Annotated in this window: 15 protein-coding genes; 11 read left to right on the top strand and 4 right to left on the bottom strand. The window is 57.2% G+C overall.

What is annotated here, in order from left to right; translation table 11 throughout:
* Window positions 1–169: 169 nt before the first annotated feature.
* Entirely contained in the window at window positions 170–1,489 is a 1,320-nt protein-coding gene (gene brnQ, locus RZ35_RS08350; RefSeq protein ID WP_026742893.1) for a branched-chain amino acid transport system II carrier protein, read from the top strand.
* Window positions 1,490–1,563: 74 nt separating this feature from the next.
* On the top strand, window positions 1,564–2,922 hold the full coding sequence (gene proY, locus RZ35_RS08345; RefSeq protein WP_026742892.1) for a proline-specific permease ProY: 1,359 nt from the start codon (window positions 1,564–1,566) through the stop codon (window positions 2,920–2,922).
* Window positions 2,923–3,032: 110 nt separating this feature from the next.
* Here proY and RZ35_RS08340 read toward each other — a convergent pair whose 3' ends face one another.
* Both RZ35_RS08340 and RZ35_RS08335 read right to left on the bottom strand, forming a co-directional pair.
* Window positions 3,033–3,635 (bottom strand): peroxiredoxin C, encoded by a 603-nt coding sequence (locus RZ35_RS08340; protein WP_026738801.1) that lies wholly within the window; start codon window positions 3,633–3,635, stop codon window positions 3,033–3,035.
* Between the two features lie 154 nt (window positions 3,636–3,789).
* The gene (locus RZ35_RS08335) at window positions 3,790–4,389 is read right to left on the bottom strand and encodes an acyl carrier protein phosphodiesterase (protein WP_026742891.1); all 600 of its coding nucleotides are present in this window, start codon (window positions 4,387–4,389) and stop codon (window positions 3,790–3,792) included.
* A gap of 116 nt (window positions 4,390–4,505) precedes the next feature.
* On the opposite strand from RZ35_RS08335, the gene queA reads away from it, so the two are divergent.
* From queA to secF, 5 genes are all read left to right on the top strand, one after another.
* Entirely contained in the window at window positions 4,506–5,576 is a 1,071-nt protein-coding gene (gene queA, locus RZ35_RS08330) for a tRNA preQ1(34) S-adenosylmethionine ribosyltransferase-isomerase QueA (protein ID WP_026742890.1), read from the top strand.
* Between the two features lie 96 nt (window positions 5,577–5,672).
* On the top strand, window positions 5,673–6,803 hold the full coding sequence (gene tgt / locus RZ35_RS08325; protein ID WP_026742889.1) for a tRNA guanosine(34) transglycosylase Tgt: 1,131 nt from the start codon (window positions 5,673–5,675) through the stop codon (window positions 6,801–6,803).
* A gap of 102 nt (window positions 6,804–6,905) precedes the next feature.
* Window positions 6,906–7,241: a preprotein translocase subunit YajC gene (gene yajC / locus RZ35_RS08320; RefSeq protein WP_026738805.1), complete on the top strand. Its 336-nt coding sequence runs from the start codon at window positions 6,906–6,908 to the stop codon at window positions 7,239–7,241.
* Window positions 7,242–7,269: 28 nt separating this feature from the next.
* On the top strand, window positions 7,270–9,117 hold the full coding sequence (gene secD, locus RZ35_RS08315) for a protein translocase subunit SecD (protein ID WP_026738806.1): 1,848 nt from the start codon (window positions 7,270–7,272) through the stop codon (window positions 9,115–9,117).
* 10 nt (window positions 9,118–9,127) lie between these two features.
* Window positions 9,128–10,096 (top strand): protein translocase subunit SecF, encoded by a 969-nt coding sequence (gene secF / locus RZ35_RS08310; protein ID WP_026742888.1) that lies wholly within the window; start codon window positions 9,128–9,130, stop codon window positions 10,094–10,096.
* Window positions 10,097–10,210: 114 nt separating this feature from the next.
* Here secF and RZ35_RS08305 read toward each other — a convergent pair whose 3' ends face one another.
* Together RZ35_RS08305 and mgtA are read right to left on the bottom strand one after the other, a co-directional pair.
* Entirely contained in the window at window positions 10,211–10,783 is a 573-nt protein-coding gene (locus RZ35_RS08305) for a DUF3251 domain-containing protein (protein ID WP_026742887.1), read from the bottom strand.
* A 183-nt stretch (window positions 10,784–10,966) separates the two neighbouring features.
* Window positions 10,967–13,669 carry a magnesium-translocating P-type ATPase gene (mgtA, locus tag RZ35_RS08300; protein WP_026742886.1) on the bottom strand — a complete coding sequence of 901 codons (2,703 nt, stop codon included), beginning with the start codon at window positions 13,667–13,669 and terminating at the stop codon, window positions 10,967–10,969.
* A 473-nt stretch (window positions 13,670–14,142) separates the two neighbouring features.
* On the opposite strand from mgtA, the gene nrdR reads away from it, so the two are divergent.
* From nrdR to nusB, 4 genes are all read left to right on the top strand, one after another.
* The gene (gene nrdR / locus RZ35_RS08295; protein WP_026742885.1) at window positions 14,143–14,592 is read left to right on the top strand and encodes a transcriptional regulator NrdR; all 450 of its coding nucleotides are present in this window, start codon (window positions 14,143–14,145) and stop codon (window positions 14,590–14,592) included.
* Window positions 14,593–14,636: 44 nt separating this feature from the next.
* Window positions 14,637–15,752, top strand: a complete 1,116-nt coding sequence (ribD, locus tag RZ35_RS08290; RefSeq protein ID WP_026742884.1) for a bifunctional diaminohydroxyphosphoribosylaminopyrimidine deaminase/5-amino-6-(5-phosphoribosylamino)uracil reductase RibD — start codon at window positions 14,637–14,639, stop codon at window positions 15,750–15,752.
* 119 nt (window positions 15,753–15,871) lie between these two features.
* On the top strand, window positions 15,872–16,348 hold the full coding sequence (ribH, locus tag RZ35_RS08285; protein ID WP_026738812.1) for a 6,7-dimethyl-8-ribityllumazine synthase: 477 nt from the start codon (window positions 15,872–15,874) through the stop codon (window positions 16,346–16,348).
* Between the two features lie 25 nt (window positions 16,349–16,373).
* Window positions 16,374–16,787: a transcription antitermination factor NusB gene (gene nusB / locus RZ35_RS08280; protein WP_026742883.1), complete on the top strand. Its 414-nt coding sequence runs from the start codon at window positions 16,374–16,376 to the stop codon at window positions 16,785–16,787.
* Window positions 16,788–16,836: the final 49 nt, after the last annotated feature.

Raw genomic sequence — 16,836 nt, 5'->3', positions numbered from 1 at the left:
CCTTGTATTTTTTCGCTATAAACGGTTTACTTAGCCACCACAAACGCTGTGTGGAAAACAACCATTCCTATACTTCTGCGCACCATCCGAAATCAAGAGCGGATCCATACCGGCGACGACCTCGTTCCGGTCTTTTTTCAGTTCGTTTTACAGGCAACACGACATACGTATGAATTATCGTTTAAAAACCAGAGATATCGTGGCATTAGGTTTTATGACCTTTGCCTTGTTTGTTGGCGCGGGCAACATTATTTTCCCGCCCATTGTCGGACTGGAAGCGGGTCCTCACGTTTGGATCGCCGCTCTAGGCTTTCTGATTACCGCCGTGGGTCTGCCTGTGATTACCGTCGTTGCGCTGGCGCGCGTGGGCGGCGGGATCGATGCTCTGAGTACGCCGATTGGCCGAAAAGCGGGTCTCGTGTTGGCGACGGTCTGTTACCTCGCTGTCGGTCCGCTGTTTGCAACGCCGCGTACTACGACCGTTTCCTTTGAAGCCGGTATTGCGCCGCTAGTCGGCTCCGGCGGCATGCCGCTGCTGATTTATAGCCTCGTCTACTTCGCCATTGTCATCGGCATCTCCCTCTATCCCGGCCGTCTGCTGGATACCGTTGGTCATATTTTGGCACCGGTGAAAATCATTGCATTGGGCATCCTTGGGGTTTCCGCCCTGTTATGGCCCGCCGGTTCGTCTATCCCGCCGGCGGAAGCGTATCAGTCCATTCCCTTCTCTAGCGGTTTCCTCAATGGCTATATCACAATGGACACGTTAGGTGCGATGGTGTTCGGTATCGTCATCGTTAACGCGGCCCGTTCACGCGGCGTCAGCGACGCCAAGCTGCTGACCCGTTACACCATTATGGCTGGTTTGATTGCCGGCATCGGTCTTGCGCTGGTTTATCTGAGTCTGTTCCACTTGGGGGCGCATAGCGGTCAGTTGATCCCGGAAGCTCAGAATGGCGCCGAGATTCTGCATGCGTATGTCCAACATACGTTCGGCAATATGGGCAGCGCGTTCCTGGGGATCCTGATTTTTGTCGCTTGTCTGGTCACGGCGGTCGGCTTGACTTGTGCCTGCGCGGAGTTTTTTGCCGAGCACTTGCCATTTTCCTACCGTACGCTGGTTTTCATTCTGGGGCTGTTCTCTATGGTGGTATCCAATCTGGGACTGAGCCATTTGATCCAGCTGTCCATTCCGGTGCTGACCGCGATTTATCCGCCTTGTATCGTGCTGGTGATGCTGAGCTTCACCCTGCGCTGGTGGAATAACAGCAGCTATATCGTCGCGCCCACCATGCTGATTAGTCTGGTCTTCGGCGTGATTGATGGCGTAAAATCGTCGGCCTTTGCGTCCTGGTTGCCAGAGTGGGCGAACTACCTGCCGTTGAGTAAACAAGGACTGGCCTGGCTGTTACCGTCTCTGGCCGTGTTGCTGGTGGCTGCCGTTTACGACCGATTGATCGCTCGTCAGACGGCTGCCGCGCGCACTTAGTACGGCAAGAGGGATTTTCACCACAGGCTCCCGCCTGTGGTTTTTTTCGTTTGTAAAACAGGGTTGCTTTAAATATGGAACAAGAGTCCAAGCTCAAGCGTGGCTTAAGCGCGCGGCATATCCGTTTTATCGCCTTAGGTTCGGCGATAGGAACCGGTCTGTTTTATGGTTCCGCCAGCGCCATTCAGATGGCAGGCCCCAGCGTATTGCTGGCTTATCTCATTGGCGGCGTAGCGGCGTACATCATTATGCGCGCGCTGGGAGAGATGTCGGTCAACGACCCTCAAGCCAGCTCCTTTTCTCGCTATGCTCGCGATTATCTCGGTCCGATGGCCGGTTACATCACCGGATGGACCTACTGCTTTGAAATGCTGATCGTGGCGATTGCCGATGTCACGGCGTTCGGCATCTATATGGGCGTCTGGTTCCCTGCGGTGCCGCATTGGGTCTGGGTACTGAGCGTCGTGCTGATCATTGGCGCGATAAACCTGATGAACGTGAAGGTGTTCGGCGAGCTGGAGTTCTGGCTGTCCTTCTTCAAGGTCGCGACGATCATTCTGATGATTGCCGCGGGTATCGGCATCATTATCTGGGGGATAGGCAACGGCGGCGAACCGACCGGCATCCATAACCTCTGGACCAACGGCGGCTTCTTCAGTCACGGGGTGATGGGGATGATACTGTCGCTGCAAATGGTGATGTTCGCCTATGGCGGCGTGGAAATTATCGGTATTACCGCCGGCGAAGCGCAGGACCCGCGTAAGTCCATCCCGCGCGCCATCAACTCTGTTCCCTGGCGCATTCTGGTGTTCTATGTCGGGACGCTGTTCGTCATCATGTCCATTTATCCGTGGAATCAGGTGGGTACCAGCGGCAGCCCGTTCGTGATGACCTTCCAGCACATGGGAATCAATGCAGCGGCCGGTATTTTGAATTTCGTCGTGATCACCGCGTCGCTGTCGGCGATCAACAGCGATGTCTTCGGGGTAGGGCGGATGCTGCACGGCATGGCTGAACAAGGTCATGCGCCGAAAGTCTTCATGCGCCTGTCCCGTGGCGGCATTCCGTGGGTGACGGTCGTGGTGATGATGGTGGCGCTGCTGGCGGCGGTCTATCTGAACTACATCATGCCCGAAAAAGTGTTCCTGGTTATTGCGTCGCTGGCGACCTTCGCGACGGTCTGGGTATGGATTATGATCCTGTGTTCCCAAATCGCCTTCCGCCGCAAGCTCACCCGCGAACAGGCTAAAGCGCTGGCATTCCCGGTGCCGGGCGGGGCGGTAACGTCCGCAGTAGGGATTGTTTTCCTGGCGTTTATCATCGGCCTGATCGGCTACTTCCCGGACACGCGTATCTCGCTGTATGCCGGTTGCCTGTGGATTGCGCTGTTACTGGCGGGTTATTTCGTCTTCCTGCGACGTAAAGCCGCCTGATGACCGCAGGCCGGATGGCGTGACCGTGTTGCTCGGTCCGGCTTGAATCTCAGCCAATAAAAAACCCCGCGGCCATCACCGCGGGGTTTTTGACGTTACAGGCCGNTGAATTACAGCTTGTTGGCGTTCTGAGACAGATATTTGGCGACGCCGTCCGGAGACGCGCCCATGCCTTCTTCTCCCTTCACCCACTGCGCCGGACAAACTTCTCCATGCTCTTCGTGGAACTGCAGCGCATCGACCATACGCAGCATCTCATCAACATTACGACCCAGCGGCAGATCGTTGACCACCTGATGGCGCACGATGCCGTTTTGGTCGATCAGGAAAGAACCGCGCAGCGCGACGCCCGCGTCCGGGTGTTCGATGCCGTAGGCTTTCTGAATTTCGCGTTTGATGTCTGCTACCATCGCGTATTTCACTTCGCCAATGCCGCCTTTATCGATAGGGGTGTTACGCCAGGCGTTGTGGACGAACTCGGAGTCGAAGGAGACGCCGACGACTTCAACGCCGCGCTTCTGGAACTCTTCGTAACGATGGTCGAAGGCGATCAGCTCTGACGGGCACACGAAGGTGAAATCCATCGGCCAGAAGAAGATGACGGCCGGCTTACCGTTGATGTGCTCTTTCAGGTTGAAATTTTCAACGATCTCTCCGCTGCCTAAAACGGCGGCGGCAGTGAAATCGGGGGCGGGACGAGTAACCAGAACCATAATAACTCCCGTGGTGTTAAATGAGTAAAGCGGAGGGATATAAACCCTGTCGAGTATAGGNATTTCGCCAGGGTGAATAAAGGGATGGTCGGCCAATCAATGAGATAGGTTTAGCCTATTGCATCAATTGGTATTAGTTTACGAAGTCGTCCTGTTACCGCGGGTCAGGCGATGACAGTCGTCCGCTTTTGGCGGTCTCCATCATCACGGGATAAAACTGCCAGAACAGGGGTTCAAGCTGATGATAGTGGCGCTCAATATCCTCGAAAGAGCCGGCCAACGCCGCCAGTCGAGGGCGACGTTGCGCCATGCGGGACAAAACTTCGCCGATGAATGGCAGCTCGGCATAGCGCTCCAGCCAACGTTCGCTCCACAGATAATTGTTCAGATTGCGGAAACGTTCAGGGGTGTGCGGTAACTGAGGCTCGATCTCATGACGTGCGNCGGCGACGAACTGCGTCAATGTGACGTGAGGGGCCAGCCTCGACCAATGCAGAGCCAAAAAGTGATCCCACAGCACGTCGAGCGTAATCGGCGCGACACGGCGATAATTCGGACTGAAATAGCAGCATGCGGCACGGACTTCCGGCAGGCTGTCCGTCAGGCTGTCAATTCGACGATGCAGCCGAATACCGGCGACGATCTCATCGGGAAAAACGCCGTCGGGGTTGCCGCGCACAAAGTCAGCCATCAGGTTTCCCAGCAGGGAGCTATCGGCCAGCGTGGCTAGATGGAGATGGGCAAGAAAATTCATCCCGGCAGTATAAGTGCAATTCCCTTTGCAGACCGCTTATTTCTTGCAGCTGGCCGTTCCCGGCTCTAGACTAGGCCGCCTCTTTTTCCCTCTGTCAGATAGCTAAGTGAATAGTCATGCGTGTTGCCGATTTTTCGTTTGAACTCCCTGAGTCCCTCATCGCCCATTATCCCCAGGCGCAGCGTAGCGGGTGCCGTCTGTTATCGCTGGATGGGCCGAGCGGCGAGACCTCTCTGGGCATCTTTAGCGATTTGTTGGATAAGCTGGAACCCGGCGACCTGCTGGTTTTCAACAATACACGCGTGATCCCAGCCCGCCTGTTCGGACGCAAAGCGAGCGGCGGTAAGCTGGAAGTCCTGGTGGAGCGGGTGCTGGACGCGCATCGCGTGCTCGCGCATGTCCGCGCCTCGAAGGCGCCTAAGCCGGGCGCTGAGCTGGTGCTGGGCGAGGATGAAAGCGTGGCGGCCACGATGCTGTCCCGTCAGGACGCGCTGTTCGAAATTCGTTTCGACGATCCGCGCGACGTCCTGACTATTCTCAACGACATCGGCCATATTCCGCTGCCGCCCTATATCGACCGTCCTGATGAGGATGCCGACCGGGAACTGTATCAGACTGTCTACAGCCAGCGTCCCGGCGCGGTGGCGGCGCCGACCGCCGGCCTGCATTTCGACGAGCCGCTGCTGGCCGCGTTGCGCGACAAAGGGATTGAAATGGCCTTCGTCACCCTGCATGTGGGCGCGGGGACTTTCCAGCCGGTCCGGGTCGACAGCATCGAAGATCACGTTATGCACGCCGAGTATGCGGAAGTCCCGCAGGACGTCGTGGATGCCGTGCTGGCGTGTAAAGCGCGCGGTAACCGGGTGATTGCGGTCGGCACGACGTCCGTCCGTTCGCTGGAGAGCGCGGCGCAGGCCAGTTCGGAGGCCATTATTGCCCCGTTCTTCGGCGATACCCGCATCTTTATCTATCCCGGCTATCACTACCGCGTCATCGATGCGCTGGTCACCAATTTCCACCTGCCGGAGTCCACGTTGATCATGCTGGTCTCCGCTTTCGCCGGCTACCGTCATACCATGAACGCCTATCGTCTGGCCGTGGCGGAGCAGCTCCGTTTTTTCAGCTACGGTGATGCGATGTTTATTACTCGCAATCCCGGAGCAGAACAGGAAAGCGTCGGCGAATAAACCGACGATTACCGGCGGCGTAGGCCGCCAGCAATCCCTATTATTTATAGGTCATCAACAACGACATCAGACTGTTTCTCTGGTGCTGGAGGTTAAGTGAAGTACGAATTGTTTACGACGGATGGTCGTGCCCGCCGCGGACGACTGGTGTTTGAACGTGGCGTCGTCGAGACCCCGGCTTTTATGCCGGTGGGGACTTACGGCACGGTCAAAGGCATGACGCCGGAAGAAGTGAAAGAGACGGGGGCGCAGATCATTCTGGGCAACACGTTCCATCTGTGGCTGCGGCCGGGGCAGGAGATCATGAAGTTGCACGGCGACCTGCATGACTTCATGCACTGGCAGGGGCCGATACTGACTGACTCCGGCGGCTTCCAGGTATTTAGTCTGGGCGATATCCGCAAGATCACCGAAGAAGGCGTTCATTTCCGTAACCCGATCAACGGGGATGCGATCTTCCTTAGCCCGGAAAAATCGATGGAAATTCAGCACGACCTGGGATCGGATGTTGTGATGATCTTCGACGAATGCACGCCGTATCCCGCCGACTGGGACTACGCTAAACGCTCGATGGAAATGTCGCTGCGCTGGGCAAAGCGTTGCCGCCAGCGCTTCGACGAACTGGGCAATGGCAATGCGCTGTTCGGCATCGTGCAGGGCAGCGTTTACGAAGATTTACGAGATGTGTCGGTAAAAGGGCTGGTAGACATTGGTTTTGATGGGTACGCTGTGGGCGGCCTGGCGGTCGGTGAGCCGAAAGCGGATATGCATCGCATTCTGGAACACGTCTGCCCTCAGCTTCCGGAAGACAAACCCCGATACCTGATGGGCGTTGGGAAGCCGGAAGACTTGGTGGAAGGCGTGCGACGCGGCATAGACATGTTCGACTGTGTGATGCCGACTCGCAACGCCCGCAACGGTCACCTGTTTGTGACCGACGGCGTGGTGAAAATTCGCAACGCCAAGCATAAGGATGATACCGCGCCGCTGGATGCCGAATGTGATTGCTATACATGCCGCCATTACAGCCGTGCTTATCTGCATCATCTTGATCGCTGTAACGAAATACTCGGCGCGCGTCTCAATACCATCCATAATTTGCGCTATTATCAGCGGCTGATGGCGGGTTTACGTCAGGCTATCGAAGACGGTAAATTGGATGACTTTGTCACCGCCTTTTACCAGCGTCTTGGTAAGCCGGTTCCGCCGGCGATCGACGCAGCATAAGTCGTATAAGTCGTATAAGCAGTATGAGGGCGGCGGCGGACGTCGCTCCCTTGACTTTTTTTGGTTTGATCACTTTTTCGTTTTTATAAAGAGGAAATTTACATGAGTCTTTTCATTTCCGATGCCGTTGCAGCAACAGCGGGGGCTCCGGCGCAGGGAAGCCCTTACTCTCTGATCATCATGCTGGTTGTGTTCGGTCTGATTTTCTACTTCATGATCCTGCGTCCTCAGCAAAAGCGCGCCAAGGAACACAAAAAGTTGATGGATTCCATCAGCAAAGGGGATGAAGTGCTGACCAACGGCGGCCTGGTAGGTCGTGTGACTAAAGTCTCCGAGAATGGCTATATCGCCATCGAACTGAACGAAAATAACGAAGTCGTGATCAAACGTGATTTCGTCGCCTCCGTGCTGCCGAAGGGTACTATGAAAGCCCTGTAATTTTTGCTTCTTCCCAAAGGGAACTACCGTGTTAAACCGTTATCCTTTGTGGAAGTACATCATGCTGATCGTGGCTGTTCTTATCGGTCTGCTGTATGCGCTTCCTAACCTATATGGTGAGGATCCGGCGATTCAGATCACTGGCGCGCGCGGTGTCGCCGCCAGTGAATCTACGCTGGTCCAGGTCCAAAATGTCTTAAAAGAACAGAATCTTTCCAGCAAGTCGATTGCGCTCGAAAACGGCGCGATACTGGCTCGTTTCTCCAACCCTGACGTACAGCTCCGCGCTCGTGAAGCGCTGCTCGGCGAGCTGGGCGACAAGTTCGTCGTTGCGCTCAATCTGGCTCCCGCGACCCCGCAGTGGCTGAGAGTGCTCGGCGCTGAACCCATGAAGCTGGGGCTTGACCTGCGCGGCGGCGTGCACTTCCTGATGGAAGTGGATATGGATACCGCGTTGGGCAAGTTGCAGGAGCAAACCATGGACTCCCTGCGCAGCGACCTGCGCGAGAAAAACATCCCTTACGCGTCCGTCCGCAAGAGTGATAACTACGGCGTCGAAATTCGCTTCCGCGACGGTCAGACTCGCGATCAAGGCGTCAGCTACCTGACGTCCCGCCACCGCGACCTGGTCATTAACGCCAATGGCGACGCGACGCTGCGTGCGGTCATGAGCGATGCGCGATTGAGCGAAGCCCGCGAGTACGCGGTCCAGCAGAACATCAACATTCTGCGTAACCGTGTGAACCAGCTGGGCGTTGCGGAGCCGTTAGTTCAGCGTCAGGGCGCTGACCGTATCGTCGTCGAACTGCCGGGTATTCAGGATACGGCGCGCGCGAAAGAAATTTTGGGCGCGACGGCGACGTTGGAGTTCCGTCTGGTCAACGCTAACGCGGATTCCACGGCGGCAGCCAGCGGCCGCGTCCCGGGTGACTCGGAAGTGAAGCAGATGCGCGAAGGCGGTCCTGTCGTGCTGTACAAGCGTGTGATCCTGACCGGTGACCACATCACCGATTCCACGTCCAGTTCCGACGAATATAACCGTCCTCAGGTCAACATCTCTCTGGACAGCGCCGGCGGCAATATCATGTCCAACTTCACCAAGGACAACATCGGCAAGTTGATGGCGACGCTGTTCGTGGAATATAAGGACAGCGGTAAGAAAGACGCCAACGGCCGCTCTATCCTGGAGAAACAGGAAGAGGTCATCAACGTCGCGACCATTCAGTCTCGCCTGGGTAACAGCTTCCGTATCACCGGTATCAACAATCCGAACGAAGCTCGTCAGCTGTCGCTGCTGCTGCGCGCCGGTGCGTTGATTGCGCCGATTCAGATCGTCGAAGAGCGGACTATTGGCCCGACGCTGGGGATGCAGAACATCACTCAGGGTCTGGAAGCCTGCCTGTGGGGGCTGATCGCGTCCATTGTGTTCATGGTGGTCTACTACCGCAAATTCGGGATTATCGCGACCACGGCGCTGATCGCTAACCTGGTGCTGATTGTCGGGATTATGTCCCTGCTGCCCGGCGCGACGCTGACCATGCCGGGGATTGCCGGTATCGTGCTGACGCTGGCGGTGGCGGTTGATGCGAACGTGTTGATAAACGAACGTATCAAGGAAGAGCTGAAAAACGGTCGAACGGTGCAACAGGCGATTCATGAGGGTTACAAAGGCGCGTTTTCCAGTATCGTGGATGCCAACGTGACGACCCTGATCACTGCCGTGATTCTGTATGCGGTTGGTACCGGCTCGATCAAAGGCTTTGCCATCACCACGACGATCGGGGTTGCAACCTCGATGTTTACGGCGATTGTCGGTACCCGTGCCATCGTGAACCTGCTTTACGGCGGTAAACGCATTAACAAGCTGTCTATCTGAGGAGTGCGTTGTGGCACAGGAATATACTGTTGAGCAACTCAACTACGGCCGTAAAGTCATCGACTTTATGCGCTGGGACAATCTGGCGTTCCTGATCTCGGGGATTCTGCTGGTGATTTCGTTGGTGCTGATCGGCGCTCGCGGCTTCAACTGGGGACTGGATTTCACCGGTGGTACGGTGATCGAAATTCATCTGGAAAAACCGGGCGATCTGGACGAAATGCGTCTGGCGCTGGAGAAGGCCGGCTTCGCCGACCCTCTGGTTCAGAACTTCGGCAGCAGCCGTGACGTGATGGTGCGTATGTCGCCGAATGTCGGCAACTCCGGGCAGGAGTTGGGCAATCAGGTGCTGAACGTGATTAACCAGAGCACTTCCCAGCACGGCGAAGTGAAACGTATCGAGTTCGTTGGACCGAGCGTCGGTAACGATCTGGCGCAGGCGGGCGGCATGGCGCTGCTGGCGGCGCTGATCTGCATCCTGATCTACGTTGGCTTCCGTTTCGAATGGCGGTTGGCTCTGGGGGCGGTTATCGCGCTGGCGCATGACGTCATCATCACGCTGGGCGTGCTGTCGCTGTTTCAGATCGAGATCGATCTGACGATTGTGGCCTCGCTGATGTCGGTTATCGGCTACTCGCTGAACGACAGTATCGTGGTCTCCGACCGTATCCGTGAGAACTTCCGTAAGATCCGCCGCGGTACGCCGTATGAGATCATGAACGTGTCGCTGACGCAGACACTGAGCCGTACCATCATGACGTCCGCCACCACGCTGGTGGTGGTGCTGATGCTGTATATCTTCGGTGGTGCGATGCTGTCGGGCTTCTCGCTGGCGATGCTGATCGGCGTCTCCATCGGTACGGTGTCTTCGATTTACGTCGCGTCCGCATTGGCGCTGAAGCTGGGTATGAAGCGCGAGCACATGCTCCAGCAGAAAGTCGAGAAAGAGGGCGCGGATCAGCCGTCGCTGTTACCGTAACGTCCTCGGTGAAACGCTAAANCCCGCCTGTGACGGCGGGTTTTTTTTTGCTTGGGCCACGGCATTCGATAGAGAGCCGTGGCCCAAGCGAGACGCGCTTACCGGCGCTGTTCGTCATCGCGCGGGCGGAGAAATGTGGTCCGTCTGCGGCGCAGAGGCGGAGACCTTCTCGATATCATACAGGCGGATGAAACCCAGCTGTTCAAGCGATAGGCCGGTCAGGCGCAGCGCGATCGTGACCTCCCCTTTGGGGAGCATGGTTTGCGTCACCGTAAAGGATTGGGTCTGCGCGCTCTCTGTCAGCGGCTTTCCCGACGCATCCAGCAAGCCCCAATCCAGTAGGGCGCGGAAATTGGGCAGCGCTCCGCCATCGAGCCGTCGGATATGCAACTGGGCATACGTCTCGGCTTCCTGTGAAACCTGGCTGAGAGAGACGCTGAGTCGGCCTATCGCACTGTCCACCAACGCATAATTTTTTGCTGCCGGCAGCAAGTGAACACCTGCGCTGGAGTGTGCGTTGAGGGTGTTCTGGCGCTCGAGCGCCACGGCCTGTTCAGCCAGCGTCTGCAAGCGCTGGTTCAACTGACTAATCTCTTGCTGCACTTGGGGCAGCTGTTGCTGATGGGCGCAGCCTGCCAGCGCGATCAGGGGCGGCAGCAAGGTAAGCAGACGGAAACGAATGGTCATGAAAGAGTCTCCTTGAGGGACGGCGCGTACGACAGCAAGGCGGGGAAGCGCCGCCGCCGGTTAAGTGTTCTGCGACAGATAATAGCGGATGTGGCATAAAAACGGGGCTGTGGCAGGCCAGAAACGGGAGAAGAGAGAAGGAGGCTGCGCTCCCAGGAGGGGCGCAGCCGTTGAGAGGGGCGTTTATTGCCAGCCGTAGCGGCGAGCGAAGAAGCCTTTCATTACCTGCGTCAGCATCATGTAGCCGCAAAGGATGGCGATGAGCCACGGGAAATAGCTCAGAGGCAGTGACTGCAGTTCCAGGAACTCGGCCAGCGGTGAGAATATCAGCGCGATCCCTGCCGCCATAATCAGCAGCGTCATCATTGCCAATGGCCATGACGGACGGCTCTGGAAAAATGGAATTTTACGGGTACGGATCATATGCACAATCAGCGTCTGCGACAGGAGTCCTTCAATGAACCAGCCGGACTGGAACAGCGTCTGCATCTCCGGTGTGTTGGCCTGGAATACCCACCACATCAGGGCGAACGTCGCCACGTCGAAAATAGAGCTGATCGGGCCGAAGAACACCATGAAACGACCTATGTCTCCGGCATTCCAGCGCTGAGGACGGCGAATCTGCTCATCGTCCACGTTATCGAACGGAATAGCGATCTGCGAAATATCGTACATCAGGTTCTGTATCAGCAGATGCAGCGGCAGCATGGGCAAGAACGGGAGAAATGCGCTGGCGATCAGAACGCTGAACACGTTGCCGAAGTTCGAGCTGGCGGTCATCTTGATGTATTTCAGCATGTTGGCGAAGGTTCTACGCCCTTCGACAACCCCTTGCTCCAGCACCATCAGGCTTTTTTCCAGCAGGATGATATCGGCGGCTTCCCGGGCGATATCCACCGCGGAGTCGACGGAGATGCCAATGTCCGCCGCCCGCAGGGCAGGGGCATCGTTAATGCCGTCGCCCATGAAGCCGACGACATGGCCCTGCGCCCGCAGCAGACGCACAATCCGCTCTTTGTGCATCGGCGTCAGTCGCGCGAACAGCGTGGTGGTCTCAGCCTGAGTCGATAGTTCCTCATCGGTCATTTCGTCGAGGTGGCTGCCGAGCAGCGTCTGCGAACAGTCGATGCCGACATCGCGACAGACCTTGGCGGCCACCAGTTCACTGTCCCCGGTCAGGATTTTGACCGCGATCCCACTGTTGTTCAACGCTTTCAACGCGGGCGCGGTGCTCTCTTTCGGCGGATCGAGGAAGGCGATATAGCCTTCCAGAATCAGGTCCGACTCATCGACGCGGGAATAATCCCGCGGCTCGGCGTCGACCNCCTTGCTGGCGACGGCCACGACGCGTAGGCCCTGGCGATTCCAGTCGTCGGTGAGATGGCGGATCCGCAGCAACCGATCCTCATCCAGCATCATGGTTTCTTCGCCGAGCCGTATGGAGGAACACACGCTCAGCATTTCTTCCAGCGCGCCTTTACAAATCAGCCGATGTTCCCGATCGTTTTCGGCGACGACGACCGACATCCGGCGGCGTTCGAAGTCGAAGGGGATCTCATCCACCTTGCGCCAACGGGAGAGGACGTCGCGCTGCTCTTTATCGGATATGCCTTCCAGCACGGCCTGATCCAGCAGATTGTGCAGCCCGGTTTGATGCGCGCTGTTCAACCACGCCAGACGCAACACCTTTTGGCTGCAGCGTCCGAACGCATCGGTATGACTTTCCAGCGCAATATGGTCCTGCGTCAGCGTGCCGGTCTTATCGGTGCACAGAATATTCATCGCGCCGAAGTTCTGAATGGCGTCCAGACGTTTGACGATCACTTTCTGACGAGAGAGTTTTACCGCGCCTTTCGCCAGCGTTGAGGTAACGATCATGGGCAGCATTTCTGGCGTCAGGCCGACGGCGACCGACAACGCGAACAGCGCCGCTTCCCACCAGTCGCCTTTGGTGTAGCCATTGATGACCAGCACGATGGGCGTCATCACCATCATAAAGCGGATCAGCAACCAGCTGACGCGGCTGATGCCCTTCTGAAAGGCGTTTTCCTGCCCGGGCTGATTCGTTACTCGGCCTGCAAGCTGGCCGAACCAGGTGTTGGCGCCGGTACCGATCACTATCGCCTGCGCCGTACCGCTGATGACGTTGGTGCCCATGAAGCACAGCGTGTCGCTTTCCAGCGCCGGGGCGTTTTTCGCCAGACGGCTTTGCGCGACTTTTTCGACGGGCAGCGACTCGCCGGTCAGCGATGCCTGACTGATAAACAGATCGCGCGCCTGCAACACGCGCAGATCGGCCGGGATCATGTCGCCGGCCGCCAGCTTGACGATGTCGCCAGGCACCAGCTGATCCATCGGGATTTCCTGATACTCGCTGCGTCCGGTCTGCTCATCGCATCGCAGTACGGTGGCGGTATTGCTGACCATCGCCTTCAGCGTATCCGCGGCTTTTCCCGAACGCGCTTCCTGAATAAAATGCAGTAGCGTCGAGATCAGTACCATCAGCCCAATGACCAGTGCCGCGGTCAGATCTTCCGTTGCGTAGGAAATCAGCGCCAGCAGCGTCAGCAACAGGTTGAAGGGGTTACGATAGCAGCGCCACAAATGCAGCCACCAGGGGGCGGCCCGTTCGCCGGGGATTTGATTTTCTCCGTAGGTTAATCGTGCCTGACGGACTTCGTTGGGCATCAGCCCTTCGGGATGGCTGTCAAAAGCCTGATAGAGCGCTTCTTCATTCTGCCAGGCGTAGTGATGGCACTGACGGGCGAGACGCTCCGGAATCGCATTTGCCTGGCCGTTCGGCATGGGCGCGCGATGAAACAAACGAGAAGGCAGATGGCGCCTGATTTGGGCGAGCCACTGTCGGGTGAGGCGAGTAAATAGCATAGCAGTCCCTCCGCCACGACGGGGTGACGTCGCAGCGTGCTGACGCGCAGGGGGTATTCGCCGGCGCATCGGTTTCTAAAATGAGCAGGGACGATATCTGAACGTCGCTGCCTTACATATCGGTCGGTAAGGCAGCGAAAAAAAGCGGGGTTGCCTTACCGAAGAAGTCCTGCATGCGCAGGGTGAGGTTCTGGTTCCATCAATTTTCTCCGGTGGGTGATGCCATTCCAAATGACGCGAATATACGCTCAGGAGGCTAATTTCAATTTACGAGATTGCCGGTGAACGGAGGGTGCGCCAGCATGCGGAGTCACAATCTAGCAGATCAATCCTCAACCCAATCTAAACCGATGGCAGGGCGGCGCCGGTGGCAAGGAGACGCATATGGCCGCGTTGCGCCATAAGGAGGCTGGGTTAGGCCGCTAATTCAGGGTAAACTATTCTCATGATAAACGGAGGGAGCGGGAAAGGTTATGCATTGCCCATTTTGTTCTGCAGTTGATACCAAAGTGATTGATTCCCGTCTGGTTAGTGAGGGAGCACAGGTACGTCGACGTCGTCAGTGTCTGGTCTGCAATGAACGTTTTACCACCTTCGAAGTGGCGGAACTCGTGATGCCTCGTATCGTCAAAAGCAACGATGTCCGGGAGCCATTCAATGAGGAAAAATTGCGCAGCGGTATGCAAAAAGCGCTGGAAAAACGGCCGGTCAGCTCCGATGACGTGGAGATGGCGATCAACCATATCAAATCGCAGCTGCGCGCCACTGGAGAGCGAGAAGTCACCGCCAAGATGCTAGGGAATCTGGTGATGGATGCCCTGAAAAAGCTGGATAAGGTCGCGTACATTCGCTTTGCCTCGGTTTACCGTAGCTTTGAGGATATCCGAGAATTCGGGGAAGAAATCGCCCGTCTACAGGACTAACCCCTGTCATGCCGCACCGTCGGCGCTGAAAAGAGAGGCTGGGAATGACATTACCGTCGGATGAGTTTTATATGGCACGAGCGCTGGAACTGGCGCGCCGTGGGCGTTTCACTACCGCGCCCAATCCTAATGTAGGCTGCGTCATCTCCCGCGACGGCGAGATCGTCGGCGAGGGCTATCACCAGAAAACGGGCGGTCCCCATGCGGAAGTTCACGCGCTGAGCATGGCCGGTGACCGTGCGTACGGCGCAACGGCCTACGTCACGCTGGAACCCTGTAGCCATCAAGGGCGGACGCCGCCCTGCGCGGATGCGCTGATCGCCGCTGGCGTGAAGCGGGTGGTGGCCGCTATGCAGGATCCCAATCCACAGGTGGCTGGCCGTGGGCTGACGCGATTGCATCAGGCCGGCATTGATGTCAGCTACGGCGTAATGGCGGCGGAAGCGGAACAGCTCAATCGCGGTTTTCTCAAACGTATGCGCACCGGACTTCCCTACGTACAGCTCAAGATGGCGGCGTCTCTGGATGGACGCACGGCGATGGCTTCCGGCGAAAGCCAATGGATCACGTCATCGCAGGCGCGCCAGGACGTGCAGCGGTTTCGCGCCGAAAGTGCCGCCATCCTGAGCAGCAGCGCGACCGTGCTGGCGGATGACCCCTCTCTGACCGTGCGCTGGGAAGAGCTTGACCCGGATACGCAGCGCGCCTATCCGCAGGATCAGCTACGTCAGCCCGTACGGGTGGTCGTGGACAGTCAGGAAAGAGTCACATTTCGTCATCGCCTGATCCAGCAGCCCGGCTCAACCTGGCTGGCGCGCCAGAAGGCTGATGCGCAGGCCTGGCCGTCGTCTGTCGAACAGTTGGCGTTGCCGTTGCAAGGCGAAGGGATCGATCTGGTCGCGCTGATGATGCTGCTGGGCAAACGCGAGATCAACTCGGTGTGGGTCGAGGCAGGCGCACGGCTGGCCGGAGCGTTACTGCGCGCCAACGTGGTGGACGAAGTGCTGCTCTATCTCGCGCCGAAGCTGCTGGGAGAGGCGGCGCGTCCGCTTTGCGTCTTGCCGGGATTGTCCCAGTTGTCCCAGGCGCCGGAGTTTTCGCTGGCTCAGGTGGCGCAGGTCGGCCCCGATCTGCGTCTGACTCTCAAACCGCAGTCCTGAGACCACGGCACGGGCGTCGCGTAGTACAAAATATCAGCTGACAAAACCGGACACGGGTCCGGAAGAATATGATAGAATCCGCCCCCCTGCGGGGCACTCAAACCAGTCAAAGGAAAGCTATGAACGTTATTGAAGGTGTTGTTGCTACTCCTAATGCCCGCGTGGCGATTGCAATTGCCCGCTTCAACCATTTCATCAACGACAGCCTGTTAGAAGGCGCCGTTGACGCTCTGAAACGCATCGGCCAGGTGAAGGAAGAGAACATCACCGTGGTCTGGGTGCCGGGAGCCTACGAACTACCGCTAGCGGTACGCGCGTTGACCAAAAGCACTCAAAACGGCGGTTATGATGCCGTAGTGGCGCTGGGAACGGTGATCCGCGGTGGAACAGCCCATTTTGAATTTGTGGCTGGCGAATGCAGCTCAGGTTTGTCGCAGGTTGCCATGAACAGCGACATTCCCGTGGCTTTCGGCGTACTTACGACGGAAAGCATTGAGCAGGCTATCGAACGCGCCGGCACCAAAGCGGGTAATAAAGGCGCAGAAGCTGCGTTGACCGCGCTTGAAATGATTAATGTATTACACGCTATCAAGTAAGCCTGATTAAGTAAGGGGTATTTCCGTGAAACCTGCTGCTCGTCGCCGCGCCCGTGAATGTGCGGTTCAAGCGCTTTATTCCTGGCAGTTATCTAAAAACGATATTGCCGATGTTGAACTAGAATTCCTGAGCGAGCAGGATGTCAAAGGCGTTGACATCACCTATTTCCGCGAGCTGTTGACCGGGGTGGCGACGCAGGCCGACCGTATGGATGAGTTGATGACGCCATACCTGTCCCGCAAGCTGGAAGAACTGGGTCAGGTGGAAAAAGCGATTCTCCGTCTGGCGTTTTTCGAACTGAGCCGACGTGACGATGTGCCCTACAAAGTGGCCATTAACGAAGCTATCGAACTGGCTAAAGTGTTCGGTGCTGAAGACAGCCACAAATTTGTCAACGGCGTGCTGGATAAAGCGGCCCCGCGCCTGCGCAAGAAATAAGTTATTCGGGACCGGATTACCCGTCCCGAAAGTTTGAACGTCGGGACGG

The sequence above is a fragment of the Lonsdalea quercina subsp. quercina genome (assembly GCF_000688655.1).
In the GTDB taxonomy this organism is placed as follows: Bacteria; Pseudomonadota; Gammaproteobacteria; order Enterobacterales; family Enterobacteriaceae; genus Lonsdalea; species Lonsdalea quercina.
This window is presented reverse-complemented; position numbering and strand designations above follow the sequence as displayed.